Below are 25,861 nucleotides of genomic sequence, written 5' to 3'. Positions count from 1 at the left end.
CTCCTGTGATCGCGATCACTGATCTACACGCCTCGATGCTAAGGCAGTGACACGATCGGGTACGAGGTATGTCCAGAGTTTACCTTTTTTGGATATTGTTCCACTGTGACCGGTAAAGATGCTAAATACCCTGCGCCGTATTTGCTGCGTTATTCCCGAGGCATCTGAACCTTCGAGACATCGCCGATGCAGGGAGCCCGATGACACGCCAGCACCTCGCGGAGCGGGTCGATCCGTCCGCGAGATACGACTACACCGGTTTCAGCCTCCTCGCCGGGGAGCCGGAGCCCGTCCCGGACGACGGCGACTACCGGGTCCGGCTGAGACCCCTGTCCCGGCGGCGCCCGATCCGGACTCTGCTGATCGCCGCCTTCGCGTTCTGCTTCGAGGCGACGTTCTTCGGCTGGCTGGTCGCCGAGGTCACGCTTCCGGACCGCCGGATGCACACCGGCCTCTTCGCCACCACCGTTTTCATGATCGTCGCGACCGCGCTGATCGAGCTGTTCCGCCTGGTCAACGTCGTGACGCTCTGCCTCGCCACGCTGCGGGCCCGCGACCCGATCCCGGTGCCGCCGCAACCCGGCCTGCGTGTCGCGTTCCTGACCACCATCGTGCCCGGCAAGGAGCCGATCGAGATGGTGGAGAAGACGCTGGCGGCGGCCTGCCGGATCCGGCACCCCGGCCGGTACGACGTCTGGCTGCTCGACGAGGGCGACGACCCCGAGGTGCGGGCGATGTGCGCCCGGGTCGGCGTGCGCCACTTCAGCCGCAAGGGCGTCGTCGAGTGGAACACCCCGGCCGGCGCCTTCAAGGCGAAGACCAAGCACGGCAACTACAACGCCTGGGTCGACCGGCACGGCGACTCCTACGACGCGTTCGTCTCGGTCGACCCGGACCACGTGCCGCTGCCCAACTTCTGCGAGCGGCTGCTCGGCTACTTCCGCGACCCGGACGTGGCGTTCGTGATCGGCCCGCAGATCTACGGCAACTACGACAACGTGATCACCCGCTGGGCCGAGTCGCAGCAGTACCTGTTCCACTCACTGCTCCAGCGGGCCGGCAACAAGCTGGGCATCCCGATGCTGGTCGGCACCAACAACGCGGTCCGGATCGCGGCGCTGAAGTCGATCGGCGGCCTCCAGGACTCGATCACCGAGGACATGGCGACGAGCCTGGCCGCGCACGCGGCGAAGAACCCGGCGACCGGCCGTCGCTGGCGCTCGGTCTACACCCCGGACGTGCTGGCCGTGGGTGAGGGCCCGTCGTCGTGGACCGACTATTTCAGTCAGCAGCACCGCTGGTCCCGCGGCACCGACGAGGTGTGCGTGGCCGGGTTCCTTCCGAAGATCCACAAGCTGGGGGTACGCCGGGCCCTGCACTACGCGCTGCTGATGGCGTACTACCCGCTGACGGCCGTCGCCTGGATGCTGGGCGCGGCCACCGCCGCCTGCCACATCGTGCTCGGCGTGAAGGGCGTGCAGGTCCCGCAGCAGGTGTGGCTGATGCTCTATGTGGACGCCGCGCTCTTCCAGGTCGGCCTCTACATCTGGAACCGCCGGCACAACGTCAGCCCGCACGAGGAGGCCGGCTCGTCGGGCCTGGTCGGCATGCTGCTCTCCACGCTCTGCGCGCCGATCTACGTCACCTCGTTCCTGCAGGCGGTGCTGCGCCGGCGGGCCGGGTTCGTGGTGACGCCGAAGGGCGACTCGGCGAGCCCGGACCGGCTGCTGACCTTCCGTACCCATCTGCGCTGGGCTGCCTTCTTCGCCGCCCTGCTGGTGATCGCCCTCTGGACCGGGCACGCGCACGGCTTCATGTGGCTCTGGCCGTCGCTCAACCTGGTGCTCTGCCTGACCCCACCGGCGATCTGGGCCGGCCAGACGATCACCCGTCCGCCCCAGCGACCGGAACATCCCGCTCTCGACAAGCGCGTGGAGATTCTCGTATGACGCCACGGACCAAGCCCACCGCCGCCCGCCGGCTGATCAGCCTGCTCGCCCTGCTGTCCACCCTCGCCACGCTGATCGTGGTCAACCGCCCGATCGTCGTCCTGGCCCGGGACCGTTACCACGAGTTCAGCATCAACCGGCAGTCCTACAAGCAGGAGCACGGTCACTGGTCGATGCTCGACGTCCCCGCGGACTTCCGGGTGAACGCCATCCACGCCGCCCTGCTGCGCACCGGCAAGGTGCTGATCGTGGCGGGTTCCGGCAACGACCGGGACAACTTCGAGGCGGGCAGCTTCCGGACCGTCCTGTGGGACCCGGCCACCGACGACTTCTCCGAGGTGCCGACGCCGACCGACCTGTTCTGCGCTGGACACACGTTCCTCGCCGACGGGAAGCTGCTGGTGGCCGGCGGTACCAAATCGTACGAGGTGCTCGAGGAGAACATCACCCACGCCGCCGGCGTCATGAAGATCAAGAACGAGTCGCCGGACTTCGGCCCGCGCCGCTTCGCCAAGGGCACCCGGTTCCGGTCGCCGGCCGGGCGGCTGTACCAGAGCCGGGCGGACGTCACCGTGCCCGCCGCCACCAAGCTGTGGCACGGCAACCACATCATGGTGCACGCCGGCGCCGCCGAGGTCCGGGTGGACGCGGTCGAGGCGGGCGACGGGCCGGTCGTCGCGAAGCCCGCGCAGTACGCCATCGCCGGCCTGACCGGGGACGACGCCCGCAACCTCTACGGCGTCGCCGACAAGATCACCCGGGAGAAGCAGGAGTACGGCGGGGACCGGACCTCGTACGAGTTCGACCCGCTCACCGAACGTTACGTGCGGACCGGGGACCTGGTGAAGCACCGCTGGTACCCGACGCTGGCCCCGCTGCCCGGCGGCGACGTGCTGGCCGTCTCCGGGCTCGACGAGTTCGGCCGGATGCTGCCCGGCATCAACGAGCGGTACGAGGCCGCCAAGCGCCGCTGGGTCCCCGCCCCGGGACTGCGCCGGGTCTTCCCCACCTATCCGGCGCTGTTCCTGACCAAGGACGAGCGGCTGTTCTTCTCCGGCTCCAACGCCGGGTACGGCTCGGACACCGAGGGGCGCACCCCCGGCCTGTGGGACGTCCGCACCAACCGCTTCCAGCCGGTGCCGGGCCTGCTCGATCCGAAGTTGACCGAGACCAGCGCCTCGGTGCTGCTGCCGCCCGCCCAGGACCAGAAGGTGATGATCCTCGGCGGCGGCGCGGTCGGTGACTCGCCCGACTCCACCGCCCGGACCGCGATCGTCGACCTGGACGAGCCGCGGCCCGCCTACCGCCGCGGCCCCGACCTGCCGCACCCGACGCGATATCTGAACACCGTGGTGCTGCCCGACGACACCGTCTTCACCAGCGGCGGCAGCTCCGGTTACCGGGGTGGGCCCTACCAGGGCCGCCGGCGCAGCGACCTGCTGACCGCGCAGATCTACGAGCCGGGCGGGCGACGTTTCCGAACGATGGCGGCGCCGGCCGTCGGGCGCAACTACCACTCCGAGGCGCTGCTGCTGCCGGACGGCCGGGTGGTGACGATGGGCAGCGACCCGGTCTACGACCGCACCGGGCGCAACCCGGGCACGTTCGAGCAACGGATCGAGATCTACAGCCCGCCGTACCTGTTCCGCGGCGACCGGCCGCGGATCCTCGGCGGTGCCGCCACGGTCAGCACCGGCAGCCGGGCGGTGTTCGCCACCCCGCACCCCGACCGGATCCGGGCCGCCCGGCTGGTCCGGCCCAGCGCGGTCACCCACGGCACCGACGTGGACCAGCGGTCGGTGGCGCTGGGCGTGCACCGGATCCCGGGCGGGCTCAGCCTGGCCGTCCCGAAGAGCCGGGGACTGGTGCCGGCCGGCTGGTACATGCTGTTCCTGATCGACGGCGGCGGCGTGCCCTCCCCGGCGCGCTGGGTCAAGGTCGAGGAGAAGCGCTAGTTGGTGGCGAGTCCGAGGGCGTACTCCGGCCACCACTGGCCGGCGGGCGGGGCGCCCACCCCGCACGCGCCGTCGGACTCGCCCGGCCGCTTCACCCACAGGTACGCGTCGACCAGCGGATGCCCGGTCTCGGTGGTCGGCGCCGGCCCGAGCGCGCGGCCGGGCGGGTTGCACCAGTGGCCCTCGGCGTCGCGGGCGTCCACCGCGGCCGGCCCGTTCCCGTTGCGGCTGGTGTCGATCACGAAGCGGGCGCCGCCGAGCCGCGACGAGATCTGCTCGCCGTACCCGATGTTCGCCTCGACAGTCTCGAAGTTGGCCACGTTGAGGCTGAAGCCGTCGGCCCGTTCCACCCCGGCCCGGCGCAGCGCGTCCGCGACCCGGTCCACGTCCTTCACCCAGCCCGGGTTGCCGCCGTCCAGATAGACGCGCACCCCCGGCTCCTGTTTCAACGCCCGGATCGCCTCGTCGAGCAGCGTGAACCGCTCGTCGGCGACGGCGCCGCCCACACACCCCTGGAGCACGTGGGTGACCGCGTCCGGCTCCAGCACCACCACGGCCGGCGCGCCGCGGATCGCCTCCGCCAGCCCGGCGATCCAGGCGCGGTACGCGTTCCCGTCGGCCGCCCCGCCGCCCGAATGACCGCCGCAGTCCCGCTGCGGCACGTGATAGGCCACCAGCACGGGGGTGCTCCGGGTCGCCGCGGCGGCGGTGACCAGCGCCCGGGCACGATCCGCGTAGCCGGGGGCGCCGTCGGCGAACCACACCGCGGTCGGGGCCTCGGCGATCCGGCGGATCGCCGCCGCGTCCGCCGTCCGCCCGGCCGCCTCCCACTGCACCACCTGCTCGACGGCGGGTGCGTCCGGCTCCACATAGAGCCCGCCGGGAGCCGAAGCCGACGGCGCGTAACGGGCCGGCGCCGGCGTGGATTCCGGCGCGGGAGTCCCGGTGCAGCCACCGAGAACGACGAGCACGGCGAAGCCACCGAGAGCGGGGAGTCTCTTCATCCGGACAAACTGTACTTTCAGCGTAGGGAGCGAGCCACCTCCGTCGCCTCTTCGAGTGTCCCGATTCCCTCCAACCGGTAGGTGATCGAGTCCGCCGTGGCCCAGATCAACGTCGGCCCGGCCAGTCGCGCGGTCTCGGTCCGCTGGACACCGTCACGTCCGACATAGGTCAGCGGGTGCGGGGCCGGCAGCCACAGCCCGTCGGTCCCGGCGGCGAGCGGCACCCATCGGGCGTTCGGCGCGGTCTTGAAGAACGCCGGCTCCGGCGAGCCGTCGAACTGGTCCAGCCGCACAGTGCCGCCACGGTAGGTCAGGGACACCACCCGGGGCGCACCACCCGGATCCGGATCGGACAGCAGGACCTCCTCGGGCTCCCCCAACGCCTCCGGCACGCGCACCTCGAACGCCGCGAGCCGATCAGCTTCGGTCAACGCTGCGGAGCGCTCGCTGGGCAGGGCGCTCGGCGCCTGCGGCAATGCCCCGGGTGTGGGCTCCACTCGTACCTCAATCCCGGCCACCCGCAAGAGGTCACCGACAACCTCGACCACCGCGGCGCGAGCCGGCGCGACCAGGGTGACCGTCGCGGCCAGCGCGGCCGCCGCGGCCGCCACCCAATGCCGCACGCGAGGCCGTCGCCGCGCAGGCCGGGCGAGGCGCGCCAGGATCGCGTCCTTCTGATCGACACCAGGGGGTACGCGCAAAGCACGCCCGAGGTCACGCAACTCCCCGATCAGCCGCTCGTGGTCAGGCATCGCTCGCCTCCCCCACCGGCAGCCGGCCGCGCAGCCTGGTCAGCGCCCGCGCGGTCCGCGACTTCACCGTGCCCCGCGGCACCTTGAGCATCACCGCCGTCTCCGCCTCCGACAGGTCCAGCAGATAGCGGCAGACCAGCACCTCCCGGTCCCGGGTGTCGAGCGCGCGCAACTGCTCGACCAGGAACCGGCGCCGCTCGGTGGCCTCCGCGGTCTCCGCCGGATCCGGCTCCAGCGGCAGCGGATCCTCGCGCACCGCGGCCCGCATCAGCAGCCCGGTCCGGCGGGTCCGTGACCGAATGAGATTGCGGGTCTCGTTCGCCACGATCGCGAGCAGCCACGCCTTGAACCCGGACTCGCCGCGATAGCGCCCGAGACCGCGGTACGCCTTCACGAACGCCTCCTGCACCACGTCGTCGGCGTCCGGACCCGCGCCGAGCAGCACGGCGGCCCGGTGTGCGGGCGCGCTGAAGCGCACGACCAGATGCTCGTACGCCTCCAGGTCGCCGTCGCGGGCCCGCGCCACCGCGGCCGCCTCGCCCGCGCCGGCTTCGCCCGCACCCGCTCCGTCCGCGGTCGCCTCGTCCGTCTCGATGGCCGCCCCCTTCGCCACACCCTAGAGACACCGCCCGCGGGGAACCGGTTCCCGCCGGGCGGTGTCATCAGGACATGACGACCCGGCGCACGTTCCTCCTCCTCGCGGGATCCGGCCTCACGCTGACCGCGGCCGGCTGCCGCGACGACCCCGGCCGGACGCCCGCGACAGCCGTGCCGGACGTGGTCCTCGCCGAGACCCGCGGCGGGATGTTCCGGTTCTCCCCCGGCGGCGCCGAGCAGCTCGGCACCTCGGCGGTGGCCGGCTTCGACGGCAGGCACCTCTACCGCATCACCTCCGAAGGCCTGACCCAGGTCGATCCGGCGACCGGGGCAGCCGTCCGGAGCACGGCGATCGGGGGCGGATGGCTGCCCCGGGCGATCTCCACCGACGGCCGGGCGTGCGCACTGGGCCGAACGCCGGCGACCGAGTCACCGGCGGCGCGCGCCCGGACCCCGCTCCTGGTCACCGGCCCGGCCGGCAGCCGCGAGTACGACCTGCCCGGCATCGTCGAGCCGGACGCCTTCACCTCGGACGGCTCCGGCCTGTTCGTGCTCGAATGGTTCCCGGCGACCGCACCGGACCGTTACCGGGTGCGCCGGCTGGACCTGGGCAGCGGCAGACTCGACCCGCTGTTCACGCGCAACAAGGTGCCGGTGCCGGGCGGCGCCGAGGAGGAGATGCGCGGCCAGGGGCGGCAGGCCGTGCTCTCCGCGGACGGCCAGATGCTGTTCACGCTCTACACCCACCAGCCGGGGCACGCGCACACCCGCGACCTGATCTCCGGGCGGCCCGGCAACGCGCACGCGTTCGTGCACGTCCTGCACCTCACCGAGGGCTGGGCGTTCTGCCTGGACCTGCCGCACCCGTTCGGCGAGGGCCCGGCCGCGGCGTGCGCGCTGGCCGCGACCGGACGGCACCTCGCGGTGGTGGACCTGGCCGCCGGCAAGCTGGCGTACGCGAGCGCGGCGTCGCTGTCCCTGGAACGCGTGATCGACGTGCCGGCGGCCGGCGCGGCCACCGCGTCGCTGCTGCTCACCCCGGACGGCCGCACCGTGATCGGCGGCGGCGACGTGATGACGGTCCTGGACACCGGCAGGGACGTCGAGACCGCCCGCTGGCAGGTCCGCGGGCCGCTGCGCGGGCTGGGCCTGAGCGGGGACGGCGCGCGGCTCTACGCCGGCGGTGAGCGGGAGGTGCTCTGGCTGGACGCCGCCACCGGCGAACGGCTCGGCCAGGTCGCCGCGCCGGGCCTGACCGCCCTGCGGCACGTGCGCTGACGCCCGGCCGTCAGTGGGTGGTGGCCCGCGCCTGAGGCGTCAGGCGGTGCGGCGGAGGACGTCGAGGAGGAACCACTCGTCCTCGTGGTGGACGACCCGCGTGAGGCCCGGCCGCGCGGCGAGGATCTCGTGGACGTGGAAGCCGTCGTAGTTGCCGCCGTTCTCCCGGTCCCGGAAGTGCAGCGAGACCAGGTCACCGTCCGGCACCAGCCGCTCCACCAGGCCGGTCAGGAAGATGTCGAGGTCCTCGGCGGACAGGTAGTAGAGCAGGTCCCCGATGACGATCAGGTCGAAGGTGCCGGCCGGCATCTCGGCCGGGACCATGGCCCGCTCGACGGTCACGTTCGGCAGGTCGGCGGTGTTCTCCCGGGCCTGCTGGACGGCCTCCTCGACGCTGTCGGTCGCGAGGACGGCGTCGCAGCGGGGCGCCAGCATCCGGGTGAACAGGCCGATCGAGGCGCCCGGCTCGTAACACCTGCGGTAGCGCTCCCGGGGCAGGCCGGCCAGAGTGACCGCGTACTTGCGCTGGTTGTGCCACTTGGTCGCGACGTCCCACGGATCGTCCTTCGCCAGGTAGAGCCCGGTGAAGTAGTCCAGGGAGACGGTGGTCTCCGGCGGCGCGGCGTCGCCCTCTGCTCGTGTCACGCCGGAATTGTGCCGAACGCGGGAGCGACGCCGTCAGCCGGGCCGGGTTCATCGATCCGTTCCACCGTCCGCCCCGGCCCCGGCTCCCGCGTCCCGTTCCGCCCGGCTCCCGCGTCCCGTTCCGCCCGGCGCGCGCGTCCCGTTCCGCCCGGCCCGCGCGTCCCGTTCCGCCCGGCCCCGCGCTCAGGTCTCGGCGACGGTCAGGGCGCCCACCCCGGCCTCCGCGTTGAGCTCGATACCGCCGGGCCCGGAGCCGCTGGTCAGCTCGGCCTCACGGGCGACACCCCGGTCCCGCTCGCCGTAGAGGTCCACGGCACCGGCGCCGCGCCGGAAGGCCGCCCGGACCGGGACCACGCCGTCCGTGGTGATCCGCCAGTTGTTGACGCCGCCGGCCATCACGATCGGGATGGCGGCGTCCTGCCGGGGCAGCGCGAGGCGCATCCGGGCCACGCCTCCGAACAGGTCGATCCTGGTGACCGTGCCCCGGGTCAGGTCGAAGGTCGCCTCCCGGAACCCGCCCTGCATCCGGACCGCCCAGGCGACGTCCTCGCTGAGCAGCACGTCGACCCGCGCCGAGCCTTTCGGCCCGGTGTCCTCGATGAGCACGCGCAGGGTGCCGTCCGCCACCACCGCCCGCGGGGTGATGCCGCTGTCCGCGGGGCTGGTGACCCGGAACCAGCCTTCGTCCACGGCGCCGATCGCGACGTTGATCTCGGTGCTTCCGTCCACCAGTTCGAAGGTCGCCGCGTCCGGTGCGGGTCCCGGTGCCGCGGCGGGCGGCGGTGCGGCACCGATGGAGACCGGCGGGTTGCCCGGCCGGGCCGCCGGCGGCGGTGCCGGGGAGGTGACCCGGTCGGCGAAGGTGGGCTGCCGGGGCTGGTCACCGGCGGGCCGGGCGATCAGCCAGGCCGCCGCGGCGCCGACACCGATCAGCGCGGCCAGGATCGCGGCCGTCCGCCGGCGGGAGTGGCCCGGGCGGACGCCGGCCGGGATCTCCACCGTGAGCCGGGTCGCACCGACGTTCACCTCTTCAGTGGGGCGCACGCCCGCCGGGTCCGAGGTGGGACCCACGCCCGCCGGGTCCGAGGTGGGACCCACGCCCGCCGGGTCCGAGGTGGGACCCACGCCCGCCGGGCCCGAGGTGGGACCCACGCCCGCCGGGCCCGCAGTCGTGCGGGTCTGCCATGCCGGGCTGGTCCGGGCGGGTTCCGCGCCGGGCAGCTCGTAGTGGTCGGCCTCCGGCCCGAGGCGTTGCGGCGCGTCGGGCCAGTACTCGGAGATGTTCGGCAGCGCCGGGGTCTCCGGCGCGGCCTTGTCGTCGGATTCGGCATCGGCAACAGCTGGACTGTCCACGGTGCGCTCGCCTTCGAGGATGCGGGGGCTGGTTCGCTACCAGATACGGACCAGCGGTCCGTCCGGTTCGACTGGGATCGCTCCCATGAGAATTGTTCTCATCCAACCCCTTGCTCTTCAGCGTCGATGCCGGTAGATCATTAACGGAACATTAAGTGGCTTTCCGTCGGATACCGCCGGCGCCGATTACCCCGAAGCCGATTACCCCCCAAGAGAGCGAATAGATGCCGGACGACGACGCCCAGGACGGACTCAGAGTCGGTGGCTGGGTCCCGCCGTATGCGCAGGGCGCCTCCGGCCCGGGTCCTCGGGTGCGGCCCGCCGCCCGGCCCGCGCTCCCGGCCGGCACCCGTCGCCGCGCGCTCGGACCGGGTGCCGGCCCCGCGACGCCGCTGCGCCCGAGGCTGATGCTGGCCGGTGCGATCGCCCTGGCGTGCGCCGCCACCACGGTCGTCGCCGTCGTCCTCGACGACGACCCGCCGCCGGCGCCGGTCGCCGCGCAGACCGAGGAGTTCCGGCGCCCCAACCTGCCGCTCGACCCGCTGCGCCCGACCGGGACGATCTCCCTGCTGCCCCCGCCGAGCGCCACGACCTCGTCTTTCACGGTTCCCACGACGGACACGGCCGCCACCGCGACACGCAGCCGCGCCGCGTCGCCGAGCCGGGCGAAGCCGTCACCGAGCCGCACCACGGCCCCGCCGCCGGCCGCGTTCGCCGTCGGCCGCCCGGCCGGCCTGGAGGTCGCCGACCGGCCGGGTCACCGGGTCCGGCATCGCGACTTCCGCGGGCGGATCGACCCGATCGGCGCCGGCAGCAGCGACCTCGACCGCGCCGACGCGCGGTTCACCGTCCGGCCCGGCCGGGCCGATGCGAACTGCTTCTCGTTCGAATCCGGAAACTTTCCCGGTCATTACTTACGGCACCGTAACTTCGAGATCCGGCTGGATCGTTCGGACCGCACAGAACTGTTCGATCAGGACTCCACTTTTTGTCCGGTGCCGATTCGCCGGGGCGCCGCCCTCGCGCTTCGTTCCCTCAATTATCCGGCGCAATACGTGGTCGCCGACGGCGACCGGCTGGTCCTGCGCGCGGCCACCGCCGACGGGGCGACCGCGTTCCGGCCGGGGCCGCCCCTGTGACGTGGCGCCCGGCCGGGGCCCCTCCGGCCGGGCGCCACCATGAGCTAGTTCCGGTGCAGAACGGCCACCGCGCGGGGCGCCAGCACGGCGGGCGCGCCGGGCAGGCCGGCCAGGTCGATCGGTCGGTCGGTGCGGTTGATCAGGAACTGGTGGTCGCCCCTGATCGTCAGCTCCACCTGGCCGCGCAGCGCGTCCGGAAGCTCACTGGCCACGCCGGCCGGGCCGAGCAGGGCGGGCAGCAGGGCGGTCAGGCCCGCCGGCCCGAGACGCGTGGACACGTACGCCGCCGAGCCCTCCCCCGCCGTGCGCCGGGTGACCGCCGCCCGTTCCGCCTGCTCGCCCGTCTTGTACCGGGCCAGCACCTCGACGTCGGCGCCGGTGACGTCGATCCGGTCGGTCCAGAGCGTGCCGGTGGTCCCGTTGTCGAGTTCGACGCTCTCGCCGTCGAGCAGCGGTGCGAACTCCTCGATCCGGATGCCGAGCAGATCGCGCAGCGCGCCCGGATAACCGCCGAGCCACACGTGGTCGTTGTCGTCCACGATCCCGGAGAAGTACGTGGTGACCAGGTGACCGCCGCCGGCCACGTACCCGCTGAGCCGCTCGGCCAGCGCGCCCGGCACGACGTGCAGGATCGGCGCGATCAGCACCCGGTACCGCTCCAGCGGGCCACCGGTCGGCACCACGTCCGCCCGGATCCCGCTGTCCAGCAGCGCGGTGTACCAGTCCAGCGCCTCCCGGTGGTACCGCAGCCGGTCGGTCGGGTGCGAGTCGTGCTCGGAGACCCACCAGGACTCCCAGTCGAAGACGATCGCGACGTCGGCCGGGGTGCGCTCCGACCCGGCGACCGGCGCCAGGTCGCGCAGCCGCGCCCCGAGATCGGCGACCGCGCGGAAGAGCGCGCTCCCGGTCCCGGCGTGCGGCAGCATCGCCGAGTGGTACTTCTCCGCGCCGGCCTTCGACTGCCGCCACTGGAAGAAGCAGACCGCGTCGGCGCCGTGCGCCACGTGGGTGAGCGAGTCCCGGGCCAGGTCCCCGGCCCGCTTCGCCAGGTTGATCGGCTGCCAGTTGACCGCGCTGGTCGAGTGCTCCATCAGGAACCAGGGCCGGCCGCCGGCGAGGTTGCCGGTCAGGTTGGCCGAGAAGGAGAGCTCGTCACGGGCCTGCGGACCGGGCACCACGTAGTGGTCGTTGGCGACGAAGTCGACCTCGCCGGCCCAGTCGGCGTAGTTCATCGGGTTCATCCCGCCCATCACCATGAAGTTGGTGGTGATCGGCACGTCCGGGGTGAGCTCCCGCAGGACCGCCTTCTCGGCGCGCAGGTGCTCCTTGAGGGCGTCCGACGAGAACCGGCGGAAGTCCAGCTGCTGGGTCGGGTTCGGGTGCGAGGCGGCGAGCCGCGGCGGGAGGATCTCGGACCAGTCGTCGTACCGCTGCGACCAGAACGCGGTGCCCCACGCGTCGTTGAGTGCCTCGACAGTGCCGTACCGGGCCCGCAGCCACGTGCGGAACGCGGCCGCCGCGTCGTCCGAGAAGTCGTAGACGTTGTGGCAGCCCAGCTCGTTGTTGACGTGCCAGGCGACCAGGGCCGGATGGTCGGCGTACCGGGTGGCCAGCGCGCGGACCAGGGCCAGCGCGTGCTCCCGGAAGACCGGTGAGGTGGGCCGCCAGTGTTGGCGGGCGCCCGGCCATACGGTGGCGCCCTCCCGGTTCACCGGCAGGATCTCCGGGTGTTTCGTGGTCAGCCACGGCGGCGGCGAGGCGGTCGCGGTGGCCAGGTCGACGGTGATGCCGCCGGCGTGCAGCAGGTCCATCACCTCGTCCAGCCACCCGAAGTCGTACTCGCCCTCGCGGGGTTGCAGGCGGGCCCAGGAGAAGATGGCCAGCGAGACGATCGTGACGCCGGCCTCGCGCATGGCCCGGACGTCGTCGTCCCAGACCTCGCGTGGCCACTGGTCGGGGTTGTAGTCCGCGCCGAACTCCAGACGCGCCGCCCCGGCGCGGCGGAGCCAGCGCCGGGGCGTGGTGTCGCTTTTCGAAGTCATTTAACCGTGAAGCCCTGTTCCTGGCCGTACTTGACCGATGCGTCCTGCCAGGACTTCAGCCCGTCCTGCAGGGTGCCCTGCCCGATGTACGCCTTGCCGACGGTGTCGCCGTAGACACTGTTGGCGTAGACCTGGAAGGGCAGGTACGACCAGCCGGGGACGACCTGCCCGGCGGACGCGGCGAGAACCTCGTTGACCTTCTGGCCGCCGAAGTACGGGAACTCCTTGCCCAGGAACTCCGGCGAGCCCAGCTCCTTGGTGGTGGCCGGGAAGGCGCCGTTCGCCGCGCGACCGGCGGCGCCCTCGTCGACAGTGGCGTACTTGAGGAACGCGTACGCGAGAGTCTTGTTGGCGGCCTTCTCCGGGATGGTGATGGAGCTGCCGCCGTTCTCCGAGGTGGCCTTGCCACCGGCCTCCCACTGCGGCATCGGGGCGACCCGCCACTTGCCGTTGCCGGCCTTCACGCCGGACTCCAGGTTCGCCGGCATCCAGGCGCCGATCACCAGCGAGGCGATGGTCCCGTCGGCGAGGCCCTGGTACCACCCGTCGCTCCAGCCGGGCACCGGGTTGAGCAGCTTCTTGTCGATCAGCGGCTGCCACGCCGAGGTGAACTTCTGGGTGCCGGGATCGGCGAAGTTCACGCTCACGTCGGTGCCGTTCACGGTGTACGGCTTGCCCCCGGCCTGCCAGATCATGCTGGTGGTGAAGCCGGCGTCGCCGCTGTCGCTGGTGATGTACGCCTTCGGGTCGGCCGCGTGCAGCTTCTCCGCGGCGGCCGCGTACTCCGCCCAGGTGGCCGGCACGCCCAGTTGGTGCTTGTCGAACACCTCTTTGTTGTAGAACAGCGCCATCGGGCCGGAATCCATCGGCAGCCCGTGGATGGCCTCGCCGGAGTGCACCGAGTTCCACGTGCCCGGGGTGAAGGTGCCGTTGAGCGACGCCGCGCCGTACGTGTTCAGGTCCACCACCGACTTGGCGAGGGCGAACTGCGGCAGCGCGAAGTACTCGATCTGCGCCACGTCCGGCACCCCGGTCCCGGCCGTGATCGCGTTCTGCAGCGCGGTGTACGCGTCGTTGCCGGTGCCCGAGTTGACCAGATCGACCTTGACCTTCGGGTACTTCTTCTGGAAGTCGGCGACGACCTGCTTGAGAGTCGGCTCCCACGCCCAGACCGTGATCGTGCCGCCGGCTTCGAGGGCGGCCTGGACGTCCGCCTCGGAGACCGTCGTGGCCGCCGCGTCACCACCGGTCTCGGGCTCGTCGGAGCCACCGCAACCGGCGGCCAGGAGGGTTATCGACAGGGCGGCGCCGAGGAGCGCGCGCCGGCGTGAGATCAACATGGCGCTTCCCTTCATGAGTTGGTGCACTGTGGGGGAATCACTGCTTGACGCTTCCGGCGGCCAGACCCGACTGCCAGTAACGCTGGAGGAGAAGGAACGCCGCGATCAGCGGCACGATGGTGAGCAGCGATCCGGTGATCACCAGGTTGTAGATCACGTCCCCGCCGACGGTGGTGGCCTGCTCGCCCCAGGCGTACAGGCCCAGGGTCAGCGGGAACAGGTCGGGATCCTTCAGCATGATCAGCGGCAGGAAGAAGTTGTTCCAGGTCGCGACCGTGTTGAACAGCAGGACGGTGACGATGCCGGGCGCCAGCAGCGGCAGCGCGAGGGAGAAGAACGACTTGAACTCACCGGCGCCGTCCACCCGGGCCGACTCCAGGATCTCGTCGGGCACCGCGTCCACCGAGTACGTCCACATCAGGTAGAGGCCGAACGGCGAGACCAGCGACGGGATGATGATCGCCCAGGGGGTGTCGGTCAGTCCCATCTTGGCGAACATCAAAAAAGTCGGCACGGCGAGCGCGGTGGGCGGCACCGCGATGCCCCCGAGCACGACGGCGAAGACCGCACGGCGGCCGGCGAAGCGGAACTTGGCCAGGCCGTACCCGGCCAGCGCGGCGAGCAGGGTGGCCCCGCCGGCGCCGACCGAGACGTACAGCAGCGTGTTGAGCAGCCAGCGGCCGAAGATGCCGTCCTGGTAGGCGAAGGTGTCGGCGATGTTGCCGAACAGCGCGAAATCGGCCGCGAACCAGAGGCCGAAGGAGCTGAACAGCCCGGCCTGCGTCTTGGTCGCGCTGATCGTCAGCCAGATCAGCGGCAGCAGGCTGTAGACCAGCGCCAGGGTGGTGATCACGGTGAGCGTGACGCTGCGGCGGCGGGCGGGCCGGCTCCGGCCGGCGGGACCCGGTGCGGCGCTGCGCGCCTTCGGGCGGATGGCGGGGGTCGCGGTCATCGGTCCGCCCCCCGCATGCCGCGCCGTTGGAAGAGGTACGCGACGAGCATCGTCACCACGCCCATGATCAGCGCGATGGTGGCGGAGTAGTTGACCTGCTGTCCCGCGAACGAGAGCTGGTAGGCGTACACGTTGGGGGTGAAGTATGTGGTGATCGAATTGGGCGCGATGGTGTCCAGGATCTGCGGCTCGTTGAAGAGCTGGAAGCTGCCGATGATCGAGAAGATGGTGGCCACGATCAGCGGCCCGCGCAGCGCCGGTAGCTTGATCGCCCGGATGATCCGGAACTGGCCGGCCCCGTCGATCGCGGCGGCCTCGTAGAGCGCGGTGTCCACCACCCGCAGCCCGGAGTACAGGATGATCATGTTGTACCCGACGAACTCCCAGGTCACGATGTTGCCGATGGCGGTGAGGATCAGGTCGGGCGCGAGCGGGTCGGGGATCGTGACGCCGAACGCCTCGTTGAGGTTGCCGACCAGGCCGATCCGCGAGCCGTAGATGAAGCCCCACATCAGGGTGGCCACCACCGCGGGCACCGCGTACGGCAGAAAGACCGAGATGCGGAAGAACGCCGCGCCGTAGAGCCGGCCGCTGTCGATCGCCAGCGCGATCAGCAACGCCAGGCCCAGCATGATCGGCACCTGGACGAGCAGGAAGAGCCCGACCCGGGTGAGCGCCTGGAAGAACTGCGGGTCGCTCAGCGCCTTGGCGTAGTTGTCGAGGCCGACGAAGGTGGTGCCGCCGACGAGTCGCGTGCGGAAGACGCTGAGGTACGCCGAGTAGCCGATCGGCGCCAGGAACACGAGGGTGAACACCGCGAGGAACGGGCCGGTGAACTGCCAGCCGATCCAGGAACGCCGGGTCATCGCCGCTCCCTCCACTCCGATGTTTACGTTAACAATTTCCGGCACGTGACGCGATGTTTACGTAAACGCGTGTGCCGTATAGTGGCACGCGTCACCAGGGCGGTCAAGGTTCTCAAGGGGCACCCATCGATACTCAGCGACTCCGCGCCGGTTCCGACGTCCCGGGCGGGCGCCGTAAACAGCGCGTCTCCATGGCCGACGTCGCCAAACTCGCCGGCGTCTCGTCGCAGACCGTCTCCCGCGTGGCCAACGGCCAGCCCGGGGTGGTCGAGGCCACCCGGGAACAGGTGCTGGCCGCGATGCGGGAGCTGGGGTACCGCCCGAACAGCGCCGCACGCTCCCTGCGATACGGACGGTTCAACACGATCGGGGTGATCCTCTTCGGTCTCTCGTCGACGGGCAACAGCCGCACCGTCGAGGCGATCGCCACCCACGCCGCCGCCGAGGGCTACGCGATAACCCTCATCCCGGTCGGCATGCCCACCCAGGACAACGTGCTCGGCGCGTTCACCAGGATGGGCGAGCTGGCCGTGGACGGCGTCATCGTGATCATCGAGGTGCATCTGCTGGACGCGACCGCGGTGGCGCTGCCGCCCGGCGTGCACGTGGTGGTGGTCGACTCGGACGCCGGCGACCGCTATCCGGTGGTCGACACCGATCAGGCCGACGGGGCGCGGCAGGCCGTCCGGCACCTGCTGGACCTCGGCCACCGCACGGTCTGGCACCTGGCCGGCCCGGCCGAGTCGTTCGCCGCCGAACGCCGGGCCGGCGCCTGGCGCGCCGTGCTGGAGGAAGCCGGCCGCCCGGTGCCGCCGGTCGAGCGCGGCGACTGGTCGGCCGACTCCGGTTACCGGGCCGGGCTGCGGCTCGCCGGCCGCCCGGACTGCACCGCGGTCTTCGTGGCCAACGACCAGATGGCGCTCGGCGTGCTGCGCGCGCTGCACGAGCGCGGGCGGCGGGTGCCGGACGACGTGAGCGTGGTCGGCTTCGACGACATCCCGGACGCCTCCGACTATCTGCCCCCGCTGACCACCGTGCACCAGGACTTCGCCGAGGTGGGCCGGCGGTGCGTGCGCTCGCTGCTCGACCAGATCCACGACGGCCCGTCCGGGCCCGGCACCGACCTGGTCCCCACCAGCCTGGTGATCCGCTCCAGCACCGCCCCCGCACCCGCGTGACAGTGTGTGAACTTCGGGTGCGAATCGAGCCCGAAGTTCACACACCTGGCCGGCAACCGAGCGGGGCTACTCTCCGGTGAAGCGAAAAATTCTCCGGAGAACCAGTGCACAAATCACGAGCGGGCCGCATCGAAGTGGGTGTGACCTTCGAGCAATTCGCGGTGGCCCGCCTTCCCAGCCTGTTGCGCTACGCGGTCGTCCTCACCGGCGACCGGGACCTCGCACAGGATTGCGTGCAGGAGGTGCTGGCCCGGGCACAGGTCAAATGGCGGCGGATCAGCGACGCCGACTCACCAGAGGCGTACGTGCGCAGGATGGTGCTCAACGAGTACCTCTCCTGGCGGCGGAGCTGGGCGGCGCGCAACGTGCACGCCGCCGGTGAGCGGCTGGCCGATCTCGACGACGCCCGGGGCGGGGTCCGTGACCACGCCGACGGTGTCGTCGAGGCGGACGCGCTGTGGAACCGTCTGACCCTGCTCGGCCGCAAACAACGGGCCGTCCTGGTGCTGCGCTATTACGAGCAGCTCGAGGACGACGCGATCGCCGATCTGCTCGGCTGCAGCCCGGCCACGGTACGCAGTCACGCGTCGAGGGCGCTGAAGACGCTCCGGCTCGACAACGAGCGGGAGCAGAGAAAATATGCTGAGGAGAGGTCGTGACTGAGCACGGAGACCGGCTTCGCGAAGCCTTCGAGTCGCACGAGAAGATGGCCCCGGACCCCGCCCTGGTCTACGCCAGGGTCGAGGAGATCGCCCGTAAGCACAAATGGCGGCGCCGGGGTGTCCAGGCCGCGGGGGGCGCGGTCCTGAGCGCCGGGCTCATCGCCGGCGTGGCCAACCTGCCCGCCATCCTTCCGGCCGGCCCGTCACAGACCGTGCCGGTGGCCGTCCTGCCGGCCGGCGCGGCGCCGTCGGCCTCCGCCACCGCACCCACCGAGGCCGAGCTTCAGCAGCGGTGGGACGCCTACTTCAACGCGGGGTACAACTACGCCACCGCGGTCGAGCTGGCCAAGCTGTGGCAGCTCGACGAGGACAACATCGGCCTGGTCAAGGCGGAGGCGGGCCGTCGCCTGCTGGCCGGCGAGACCCTGCCGCTCCAACCGCTCCCCGAGGCCGAGACCCCGGCGGACCCGGAGCTGACCGATAAGATGACCAAGCAGCTCAACGCGTTCTTCGGCGCCGGTTACAGCTGGGCCGAGGCCGAGCAGCTGGCCGAGATCTGGAAGCTCGACGACCCGTCGGACGCGAAGTACCAGGCCGGTCAGTGGATCCTCGACCGCAAGAAGCTGCCGCTCAAGCCCACCGCGGAGGGCGTGCGGGAGGCCAAGGAGAGCAGGCAGGTCGAGGCGTTCTTCAAGGCCGGGTACGAGATCGAGGACGCCGTGAAGCTCGCCAAGCTGTGGAAGCTCGACGAGGCGTGGGACGCCAAGGTCCTGGGCGGGAAGAAGCTGCTCGCCGGCGAAGAACTGCCGATCAAGCCGTGACCTCCCGCCTGCGCCGGCGTGTCGGCTTCGAGATCGAGCTGATGGCGCCGCCCGGCGTCAACCGGCGCACGCTCGCGTTCGACCTGGCCGGACGGTGTGGGGGCACCGTCCGGCCGGTCTGGCACCACGACAGCGAACCGTCCCTGGTCCCCGGCCTGGGACGGTTCCTGCACCTCACCCAGGCCTTCGAGGTACGACGTCCGGACGGCGCCCTGCTCTGCACGCTGGCCGACGACATCACGCTGCTCGCCGGGCTGGATCCGGCAGCGCCCGCGCTGCCCGGCTGGTTCCGCGTCCTCACCGACGACCGGCGCCTGCTGCGGCTGCTGGCGAACCAGTGCGATCCCGGCGGCAGCCTGACCGGCGTGCTCGACCCGGTGGCCCCGCTGTGGGGAACCGAGGTGCAGCGGCACGGGCTGTACCAGCGGCTGAACGACGCGGGCGGCGCGACGGTCGCCCTGGCGGCGCCGCTGACCGGGGAACGCGAGCGCCCCTGCGAGGTGATCACACCGCCGCTGGCCGCCGGCCACCGGGAGGCGCTCGAGGAGCTTCTGGCCCCGGCTCGCGAGCTGGGCTTCACGATCCCGCAGGAAGCCGCGGTGCACCTGCACGTGGACGGCGGGCCGTTCCGCCGCCCGGAAGCGCTGGCCAACCTGGTGCGGCTCTTCGCGTACTGGCGGGAGCCCCTGCGGGCGCTGCTGGCCACGAACCCGAACTGCCGCCGCCTCGCGCCGATGCCGGAACAGCTGGTGGCGGCCGTGGCCGGCACCCCGACGACGGAGCAGCTGCGCCAGGCCGCGGCGGACGGCAAGCTGGGCAAGTTCTTCGACGTGAACCTCACCCAGGTGCTGACCGACACCCCGCCGGTACGGGACACCGTGGAGATCCGCATCCTGCCGGGCGGCATCGAGGGCGGCGAGATCGTGGAGCGGGCCGCGCTGGTCGAGTTGCTGCTCGACCGCTGCGTCGATCCGGCCCCGATCCCTGCGGCGCCGGCCGACCCGGTGGACGCCATGAGCGCGTTGCTGGAACTGGCCGCCGAGGCGCTGGCCCAGCGCTGACAAAGCCGGCCGGCTCCCGGTGTTGCCCCAAGGCCCTCGGGACAGCCCCGGGAGCCGGCTCGCGGTTCGCAGCTCGGGCGCGTCCGGGCGGCTCCGGGAGCCGGCCAACCACCCCGTCGCTGCCTGCCGGAGCTGCTGCGGAACGCTCGGACGGCCGTAGGAGCGGAAAGGAACGCGGTCAGCTCGGGAAGGGACGCGGTCAGCTCAGGAACGTCAGCAGCTCGGCGGTGAAGGCGGGCGCCCGCACCGCACCCAGATGATCCCCGTCGATGACCGCCAGCCGGGCGCCGGTGATCGCCTTGGCCAGGACCTCCGGGCGGCCCGCCAGCGCGTCGTCACGGCCGGCGATCACCAGTGTGGGCGCGGTGATCGCGTCCAGCGGGATCGGCTCGGCGTGCATCCGGGCGGCCTGCGCGGCCAGCGCCGCCCGGTCCCCGCCGACTGCGTCGATGAACGCCCGGAACCCGGCCGCCGCCGGGTCGGTGATCGTCGCGGGGTCTGCCGCGCTCAGCGCCGCACGCAGCGGCTCCGGTCCCAGCACCCGGGTGTCCACGCCGCCCAGCTCCACCACCGCCGCGCCGATGCCACCGACGACAAGTCGCCGGACCCGGCGCTCCCCCGCCGCGACGATCAGCGAGACCACCGCGCCCATCGAGTACCCCACCAGATCGACCGCCGAGACGTCGAGCAGGTCGAGCAGCGTGACCACGTCCTCGGCCATCCGCTCCTCCCCGTAGAAAGCCGGGTCGTGCGGTTTGCCGGACTGCCCGTGTCCCCGCGCGTCGATGGCCACCACCGGCCGGCCCCCGGCGAGCAGCTCGTCCACCACGCCGGGCAGCACCCAGTTCGTCGTGCCGTTCGCGATGAACCCGTGGTGCAGCAGCACCGGCGGCAGATCCGAGTCCCGGTGCCAGCTCTGGTAATGGATCTCGACGCCGTCGGTGGCCTGGAACGTCGGCATGGGTGCGGTTCCCCTCTCGTCAGGTGCGGCAGACCCTATCCCCGCCGGCCGGCGTCGTGGATCGGCGAGATCGCCGGTGTCCCCATCGGGACCACGATCGCGATAGATTCGCGGTGAGCATCCGATTACTCCATAGGGGGATGGGCAGGCTGTGACCCCCACCCAGTTACGTGCGTACTCCGCGGTCGTCCGCCTCGGCTCGGTCAAGCAGGCCGCCGCCGAGCTGGAGGTCTCCGAGTCGGCGGTGTCGCTGCACATCGGGCAGCTGCGCCGCGAGCTGGGTGACCAGCTGTTCTCCCGGACCGCGGGCGGGCTGACGTTCACCCCGGGTGGCCTGCGCCTGGCCAGCCGGGCCACCGAGCTGCTCGGCCTGCAGGACATCACGGTGCTCGAGGTCAGCGCGGCCGGTCAGGGCCGCCGGCTGCTGCGGGTCGGCGCGTCCAGCCTGTTCGCCGAGCACGCGGCGCCCGGTCTGATCGAGCTGTTCGCCGGCCGGGCCGCCGACCTCGACCTGGAGCTCAGCGTCCGCGCCCCGGTCAGCTTCGTGGAGTCGCTGATCGAGCGGGCCATCGACATCGCCATCGGCCCGCCGCCGCCGCTGCCCGACCCGGCCGTGGTCTGCCGCCCGGTGATGTATTACCGGATCGTCACCGTCGCCGCTCCCGACCACCCGCTTGCCGGCACCCAGCCCACCGCGCGGCAGCTGCGCGAGCAGACCTGGCTGCTGGGGCCGTCCGCGGTCGCCGGCAGCGGCGCGATCCGCACGCTGGTCCGCCGCCTCGGCGTGCCCGACCACCGCCAGCAGATCTTCCAGAGCCACGCCGCCGCGATCGAGGAGGCCAAACGCGGCCGGGGCGTGGCCGCGGCGCTGTCGTTCACGGTGACGCCCGAGGTCCGCAAAGGACACCTCGTGCAGTTCTGCGGCCCGCAGACCAGCGTCGAGGAGGTCTGGCACTCGATCACCCTGGCCGAACCGGCCGGCCCTTCGGCGGCCGGTGAGCTGTCCCGGTTCGCCTCCACGCCCCGCGCCATCCAGGCGATGATGCGCGGCACCGGCGTCAACGTGGCCCGCTTCAAGCCGTCCGTGCACGTCACCCTCTGGAGCTGAGCCCGCCCTCTCTGGGCCCGCCCTCTCTGGGCCTGCGCTCGCTGACCCCGCCCTCGCTGAACCCGTCTTCACTGAGCCAGCCCTCACTGAGCCGGCCCTCACCGAGCCTGCCGCAGCTCAGCCGAGCGGGGTGAGCCGGCCCGAGCTGCGGCGGCGACCTCCCGACGGCGGGCCGCCGAGCTCCCGCAGGTCGTGGGCCACCTCGGCGAGATCGGCGAAGGTGGCGGCCGGCATCAGCCGGTCGCAGAAGGGCAGGGCCGCGGCCATCGCCGCCACCCGGGGACTGAAGCCGGGTGCGCCGGCGCGGGGATTCAACCAGACGATGCGGTACGCGCGACGCCGCGCCCGGGCCATCACCGCCGCCATCCTCGCCGGCGGATCGCTGTCCCACCCGTCCGAGGCGATCACCAGGATGCCGCCCCGCACCGCGTTGCCGTGGTACGAGTCGAGCAGCGCCCCGACGTTCGTGGCGATCCTGGTCCCGCCGAACCGGTCGGCCACCGCGGCGCTCGCCTGCTCGACAGCCTCCGCCGCCGACCGGTGCCGCAGCACAGTGGTCAGCCGGGTCAGCCGGATGGCGAAGGCGAACACCTCGGCGTCCGCCACCGTGGTGAACGCCCGCATCATCTGCAGGCAGGCCGCCGCCTGGGCCCGCATCGACTCGCTGACGTCGCAGAGCAGCACCACCCGGCGCGGGCGGCGGACCGGCTTCTCCCGGACCACCGCGATCGCCTCCCAGCCGGTGCGCCGGGCCCGCGCGATGGTCGGCCGCAGCGCCACCCGCCGGCCGGCCGGGTCGACCGCGTGCCGCCGGCTGCGGCGGTGCGGCCAGCGGGTGAGCGCCGACCGCAGCCGCTCCCCCAGCGCCTCGGTCTGCGCCGCGTCCAGCTCGTCGAAGGGCTGCCCCGCGAGCGCGGCCAGCGCACTGGGCCGCAACTCCGGCGCGCGCAGCCCGGAGTCGTCCGCCGTCTCGTCCACGCCGACCACGGGCGGCAGCGTCGCCCACGGCAGACCCCCGCCGGCCGCGGTGTCCTCGTTGCCGGTGCCCGGCACCGGGACGTGCACGCCGTCGTGACCGCGGGCCGGCCCGGACGAACGGTTCAGCGGCAGGGTGGACCCGTCGCCGAAGACCGACCCGAAGACCCGGTCGAAGACGGCCAGGTCGGCGTGCCGGCGGACCAGCGCTATCCGGGCTGTCCAGTACAACGTGTCCCGTCCCGACGGCGGGCTCGCCTCGAGCGCCCGCACCAGATCGTCGGTCTCGGTGATCCCGGCCGGCATCCCGGCGGCGCGCAACCGGGCCACGAACGCGACAGCGAACGCGGCCCGGTCGACGCCGCGCAGCAGAACCGGGGGGAGATCAGCGGCAGACATCGGCGCGCCGATCCGGGGTGAGGAGGCGGCTCAGCGGCGTCGCACCGCCCAGACGATCACCGCGGCGACCGCCGCCACGCCGACGACCACCGGGACGACTCGCCGGTAGATCGAGTTGCCGGCGATGCCGAGCAGGTCGATCGCCTCCGGCTCGGCGCTCTCGATCTTGTGATCGGTCCGGGCGGCGACTGCCGCCGGGCTGCCGGCCGCCTCGGCGAGCTTCGCCGGCGGGACGTTGAGCGGCGCGATCGGGTCCGGCGTTCCCGGTGCGGTGGCCAGCCGGCCGGCCGCGGGCTCGACCACGCCGGCGGAAGGATCGGGCACGACCGGCTCAGCGGTGGGTTCCGCGATGCCTGCCGAGGCGGAGACGGCCGAGGCGGAGGTGGAGCCGAAGACGGACGCGGGGGTCGAGGCGGGCGCGGAGACGGAGGTGGAAGCGGTGGGTGTGCCCGGGGCCGTGCCCTCGTTCTCGGCCGCCAGCTTGGCCTCCAGGTTCGTCACGAACTGGGCGAGCAGCTTCTCCGACACCTCTTTGATCATTCCGCTGCCGAACTGGGCCAGCTTCCCGCTGATCCTCAGGTCGGTGTCCACACTGACCGTCGTGCGGTCCGGGCCGGCCGCGGTGAGCGCCGCCGTGACGACCGCCGCCGCGTTGCCCGCCGACCGGGCGTCGCGGCCCTTGGCGTCGATCACCGCGCGGTAGGCGCCGTCGTCCTTCTCGGTGAACCGGGCAGTGCCGGTGAAATCGGAGATCACCGGCCCGACCTTCACCTTGACCTTGCCCTGGTAGACGTCGTCGGTCACCCCGGTGAGCCGGGCGCCGGGCATGCACGGGGCGATGCCCGGCAGGTCGGTCAGCACCTGCCAGGCCTGCTCGATCGGCGTGTGCACGGTGAACTCGTTGGTGATCTTCATGAGCGGCTCTCCTGAGAAACGGCCACCCGGTCGTCGGGTGTCTTGGCGATGGTGCCGAGAGTGCGCAGGACGTCGGAGGGGGCGAGTTCGCTGACGCCGAGCGCGGCCAGCGCGGACACCCAGTCGATGGTCTCGGCGAGCCCGGGCGCCTTGTCCAGGTCGAGGCCGCGCACCCGGCCGATGAACTCGCAGGCGTCGCGGATCAGCGGCGCACCGGCGCCGGGCACCGAACGGCGGACGATCTGCGCGGCCCGGGCCGGCTCGGGGAACTCGATCCAGTGATAGAGGCAGCGCCGCCGCAGGGCGTCGTGCAGGTCGCGGCTGCGGTTGGAGGTGAGCACCACGACCGGCGGCCGGGTGGCGGCGAACGTGCCCAGCTCGGGCACGGTGACGGCGGCCTCGCCGAGGAACTCGAAGAGCAGCGCCTCGAACTCGTCGTCGGCGCGGTCGATCTCGTCGATCAGCAGGACCGGCGGGGTGGGCCCGGCGTGCCGGACGGCCCGCAGGATGGGTCGCTCCTGAAGGAACGCGGCGGTGAACAGGTCGGCGTCGTCCAGGGCCACGCCACGGGCCTCGGCGAGCCGGATGTGCAGGAGCTGCTTCTGGTAGTTCCACTCGTACAGGGCTTCGCCGGCGGTCAGTCCCTCGTAACACTGGAGCCGGATGAACGGCGTGTCCAGGGCCCGGGCGAGGGCCTTGGCGGCGGCCGTCTTGCCGACGCCGGGCTCGCCCTCGAGCAGCAGCGGCCGGCCGAGCCGCAGGGCCAGGAAGATCGCCATCGCCAGCCCGTCGTCGACCAGGTAGTCGACGGCGTCGAGCCGCACGGCAACCTCAGCCGCGGAGGAGGCCACGGATGAGGCCGCGGCGGACGCCGAGGACGAGGCCGCCGAGGCGGCCGGAGCACCGGTCCCGCCCACCTAGGCCGCCGTGTACTTCTTCAGGCAGCCGGGACAACAGAACCAGTAGTCCTCGCCGTCCACCACACCGTGCGGGGTGTCCGGCCCGATCACCACGGTCATGCCGCACACCGGGTCGATCGCGGTGGCCGCGGCGGGGGTCGCGACCGGCCCGGCGGGCAGCGTCGGGCCGGCCACGAGCTCCGGTCCGGCCTGGGCGAGCGCTGCGGCCTCGCCATGGGTGGCGGCCTGCGAAGCTGCGGCCCGGTGCGCTTCGGCCTGGCCGGATCCGGCGGCCAGGCCACCGCGCCGGATCTCCCGGACGATTTCGGCCAGGACGGCCAGGGCGATCTCCTTGGGGGTACGGGCGCCGATGTCCAGGCCGGCGTGCGGCCGGATCCTGGCCCGCTCGTCCGTGGTCAGGCCCATCTCGTCGAGGACCACCGCCGACCGGGTGTGGCTGGCGACCAGCGCGATCAGCTCCACACCGGCGGCCAGCGCGGCCCGGATCGCCCGGTCCTCGTCACGGCCCAGCCCCGCCACCACCGCCGCGACCGCGCCCCGGGCGGATCCGGCCGGGGTCACCTCGAAGTCGAGGAACTCGGCCAGCTCGGCGACGGCCGCGCTGACCGGGGTGTTCCCGGCCACCACGAGCAGCGGCCTCGGCAGCACCGGGCGCAGGAAGATCTCGATGGCCCCGCCGGAGTGGCAGGGGTTGATCACGACCCGTGCGCCGGGCGTCTCCGGGAACGCGGCGGAGTCCTCCGGCAGCACCCGCAGCAGGACGCTGGTGCCGTCGCGCAGCGTGTCGAGGGCCGCGGCCCGCACCGAGGTCTCCGCGCAGACGCCGCCGACGAAGCCCTCGATCGACCCGTCCGGCAGGATCACCGCGTCGTCACCGGCCCGCGCCGAGGTGGGCTCCTGGGCCCGGACCACTGTCGCGTGCACGAACGGCCGGCGCGCGGCGGTCAGTTCCCGCGCCCGGTCCGCGGTGCTCGTCATGCGTACTCCTC

23 protein-coding genes are annotated in these 25,861 nt (G+C 72.5%); 9 read left to right on the top strand and 14 right to left on the bottom strand.

Translation table 11 applies throughout. The features are described from left to right. The first annotated feature begins 200 nt into the window (after window positions 1-200). Together AC0NH5_RS06670 and glxA are read left to right on the top strand one after the other, a co-directional pair. Window positions 201-1,949 (top strand): glycosyltransferase family 2 protein, encoded by a 1,749-nt coding sequence (locus tag AC0NH5_RS06670; protein ID WP_474400994.1) that lies wholly within the window; start codon window positions 201-203, stop codon window positions 1,947-1,949. Next, a complete protein-coding gene (glxA, locus tag AC0NH5_RS06665) occupies window positions 1,946-3,904 on the top strand; it encodes a radical copper oxidase GlxA (protein ID WP_474400992.1) in 1,959 nt (652 codons plus the stop codon). Before AC0NH5_RS06670 ends, glxA begins: the two co-directional genes overlap by 4 nt. On the opposite strand, the gene AC0NH5_RS06660 is transcribed toward glxA, so the two are convergent. From AC0NH5_RS06660 to AC0NH5_RS06650, 3 genes are read right to left on the bottom strand one after another with little or no spacing between them, the layout of a single operon-like run. Next, on the bottom strand, window positions 3,901-4,908 hold the full coding sequence (locus AC0NH5_RS06660) for a glycoside hydrolase family 6 protein (RefSeq protein ID WP_474400990.1): 1,008 nt from the start codon (window positions 4,906-4,908) through the stop codon (window positions 3,901-3,903). The genes glxA and AC0NH5_RS06660 overlap by 4 nt on opposite strands. A 17-nt stretch (window positions 4,909-4,925) precedes the next feature. Further along, window positions 4,926-5,660 (bottom strand): hypothetical protein, encoded by a 735-nt coding sequence (locus AC0NH5_RS06655; RefSeq protein ID WP_474400989.1) that lies wholly within the window; start codon window positions 5,658-5,660, stop codon window positions 4,926-4,928. Next, window positions 5,653-6,273: an RNA polymerase sigma factor gene (locus tag AC0NH5_RS06650; protein WP_474400987.1), complete on the bottom strand. Its 621-nt coding sequence runs from the start codon at window positions 6,271-6,273 to the stop codon at window positions 5,653-5,655. The genes AC0NH5_RS06655 and AC0NH5_RS06650 overlap by 8 nt, the downstream gene beginning before the upstream one ends. Window positions 6,274-6,329: 56 nt before the next feature. Between AC0NH5_RS06650 and AC0NH5_RS06645 the strand changes: the two genes are divergently transcribed. Next, window positions 6,330-7,535 carry a YncE family protein gene (locus AC0NH5_RS06645; protein WP_474400986.1) on the top strand — a complete coding sequence of 402 codons (1,206 nt, stop codon included), beginning with the start codon at window positions 6,330-6,332 and terminating at the stop codon, window positions 7,533-7,535. A 39-nt stretch (window positions 7,536-7,574) separates the two neighbouring features. On the opposite strand, the gene AC0NH5_RS06640 is transcribed toward AC0NH5_RS06645, so the two are convergent. Together AC0NH5_RS06640 and AC0NH5_RS06635 are read right to left on the bottom strand one after the other, a co-directional pair. Further along, complete coding sequence (locus AC0NH5_RS06640; RefSeq protein ID WP_474400984.1) at window positions 7,575-8,180, bottom strand: SAM-dependent methyltransferase; 606 nt, start codon at window positions 8,178-8,180, stop codon at window positions 7,575-7,577. A 183-nt stretch (window positions 8,181-8,363) separates the two neighbouring features. Further along, window positions 8,364-9,533 carry a hypothetical protein gene (locus AC0NH5_RS06635; RefSeq protein ID WP_474400982.1) on the bottom strand — a complete coding sequence of 390 codons (1,170 nt, stop codon included), beginning with the start codon at window positions 9,531-9,533 and terminating at the stop codon, window positions 8,364-8,366. A gap of 224 nt (window positions 9,534-9,757) precedes the next feature. Between AC0NH5_RS06635 and AC0NH5_RS06630 the strand changes: the two genes are divergently transcribed. Then, window positions 9,758-10,672, top strand: coding sequence for an AbfB domain-containing protein (locus AC0NH5_RS06630; RefSeq protein WP_474400980.1), 915 nt, complete (start codon window positions 9,758-9,760; stop codon window positions 10,670-10,672). 44 nt (window positions 10,673-10,716) lie between these two features. On the opposite strand, the gene AC0NH5_RS06625 is transcribed toward AC0NH5_RS06630, so the two are convergent. Genes AC0NH5_RS06625 through AC0NH5_RS06610 form a run of 4 tightly spaced genes read right to left on the bottom strand, consistent with a single transcriptional unit; the run spans window position 10,717 to window position 15,872 of the window. Beyond that, on the bottom strand, window positions 10,717-12,714 hold the full coding sequence (locus tag AC0NH5_RS06625; protein WP_474400978.1) for a beta-galactosidase: 1,998 nt from the start codon (window positions 12,712-12,714) through the stop codon (window positions 10,717-10,719). Continuing rightward, on the bottom strand, window positions 12,711-14,054 hold the full coding sequence (locus AC0NH5_RS06620; protein WP_474400976.1) for an ABC transporter substrate-binding protein: 1,344 nt from the start codon (window positions 14,052-14,054) through the stop codon (window positions 12,711-12,713). Before AC0NH5_RS06620 ends, AC0NH5_RS06625 begins: the two co-directional genes overlap by 4 nt. A 37-nt stretch (window positions 14,055-14,091) precedes the next feature. After that, on the bottom strand, window positions 14,092-15,006 hold the full coding sequence (locus tag AC0NH5_RS06615) for a carbohydrate ABC transporter permease (RefSeq protein ID WP_474400975.1): 915 nt from the start codon (window positions 15,004-15,006) through the stop codon (window positions 14,092-14,094). Then, entirely contained in the window at window positions 15,003-15,872 is an 870-nt protein-coding gene (locus tag AC0NH5_RS06610; RefSeq protein ID WP_474400973.1) for a carbohydrate ABC transporter permease, read from the bottom strand. The genes AC0NH5_RS06615 and AC0NH5_RS06610 overlap by 4 nt, the downstream gene beginning before the upstream one ends. A gap of 191 nt (window positions 15,873-16,063) precedes the next feature. Between AC0NH5_RS06610 and AC0NH5_RS06605 the strand changes: the two genes are divergently transcribed. The 4 genes from AC0NH5_RS06605 to AC0NH5_RS06590 all read left to right on the top strand — a co-directional run bounded on the left by AC0NH5_RS06605 (window position 16,064) and on the right by AC0NH5_RS06590 (window position 19,594). Then, window positions 16,064-17,050 carry a LacI family DNA-binding transcriptional regulator gene (locus AC0NH5_RS06605; protein WP_474400972.1) on the top strand — a complete coding sequence of 329 codons (987 nt, stop codon included), beginning with the start codon at window positions 16,064-16,066 and terminating at the stop codon, window positions 17,048-17,050. Window positions 17,051-17,190: 140 nt separating this feature from the next. Continuing rightward, on the top strand, window positions 17,191-17,709 hold the full coding sequence (locus AC0NH5_RS06600) for a SigE family RNA polymerase sigma factor (RefSeq protein WP_474400971.1): 519 nt from the start codon (window positions 17,191-17,193) through the stop codon (window positions 17,707-17,709). Beyond that, window positions 17,706-18,533 (top strand): hypothetical protein, encoded by an 828-nt coding sequence (locus AC0NH5_RS06595; RefSeq protein ID WP_474400969.1) that lies wholly within the window; start codon window positions 17,706-17,708, stop codon window positions 18,531-18,533. Before AC0NH5_RS06600 ends, AC0NH5_RS06595 begins: the two co-directional genes overlap by 4 nt. Then, window positions 18,530-19,594, top strand: a complete 1,065-nt coding sequence (locus AC0NH5_RS06590) for an amidoligase family protein (RefSeq protein WP_474400968.1) — start codon at window positions 18,530-18,532, stop codon at window positions 19,592-19,594. The genes AC0NH5_RS06595 and AC0NH5_RS06590 overlap by 4 nt, the downstream gene beginning before the upstream one ends. Before the next feature lie 199 nt (window positions 19,595-19,793). On the opposite strand, the gene AC0NH5_RS06585 is transcribed toward AC0NH5_RS06590, so the two are convergent. After that, on the bottom strand, window positions 19,794-20,555 hold the full coding sequence (locus AC0NH5_RS06585; protein ID WP_474400967.1) for an alpha/beta fold hydrolase: 762 nt from the start codon (window positions 20,553-20,555) through the stop codon (window positions 19,794-19,796). A 151-nt stretch (window positions 20,556-20,706) separates the two neighbouring features. Between AC0NH5_RS06585 and AC0NH5_RS06580 the strand changes: the two genes are divergently transcribed. Next, window positions 20,707-21,663, top strand: coding sequence for a LysR family transcriptional regulator (locus tag AC0NH5_RS06580; RefSeq protein WP_474400966.1), 957 nt, complete (start codon window positions 20,707-20,709; stop codon window positions 21,661-21,663). Window positions 21,664-21,780: 117 nt separating this feature from the next. Here the strand turns inward: AC0NH5_RS06580 and AC0NH5_RS06575 are convergent, their stop codons facing one another. From AC0NH5_RS06575 to AC0NH5_RS06560, 4 genes are all read right to left on the bottom strand, one after another. Continuing rightward, window positions 21,781-23,037, bottom strand: coding sequence for a vWA domain-containing protein (locus AC0NH5_RS06575; protein ID WP_474400964.1), 1,257 nt, complete (start codon window positions 23,035-23,037; stop codon window positions 21,781-21,783). 30 nt (window positions 23,038-23,067) lie between these two features. Continuing rightward, on the bottom strand, window positions 23,068-23,952 hold the full coding sequence (locus tag AC0NH5_RS06570; RefSeq protein WP_474400962.1) for an SRPBCC family protein: 885 nt from the start codon (window positions 23,950-23,952) through the stop codon (window positions 23,068-23,070). Beyond that, entirely contained in the window at window positions 23,949-24,776 is an 828-nt protein-coding gene (locus AC0NH5_RS06565) for an AAA family ATPase (protein WP_474400960.1), read from the bottom strand. Before AC0NH5_RS06565 ends, AC0NH5_RS06570 begins: the two co-directional genes overlap by 4 nt. Before the next feature lie 93 nt (window positions 24,777-24,869). Next, window positions 24,870-25,850, bottom strand: a complete 981-nt coding sequence (locus tag AC0NH5_RS06560; protein WP_474400959.1) for an XdhC family protein — start codon at window positions 25,848-25,850, stop codon at window positions 24,870-24,872. Between the last annotated feature and the right edge of the window lie 11 nt (window positions 25,851-25,861).

The sequence above is a fragment of the Actinoplanes sp. 13 genome (assembly GCF_056134165.1).
Note: the sequence above shows the minus strand (reverse complement) of the source record. Positions and strands in the feature narration are given on the sequence as shown.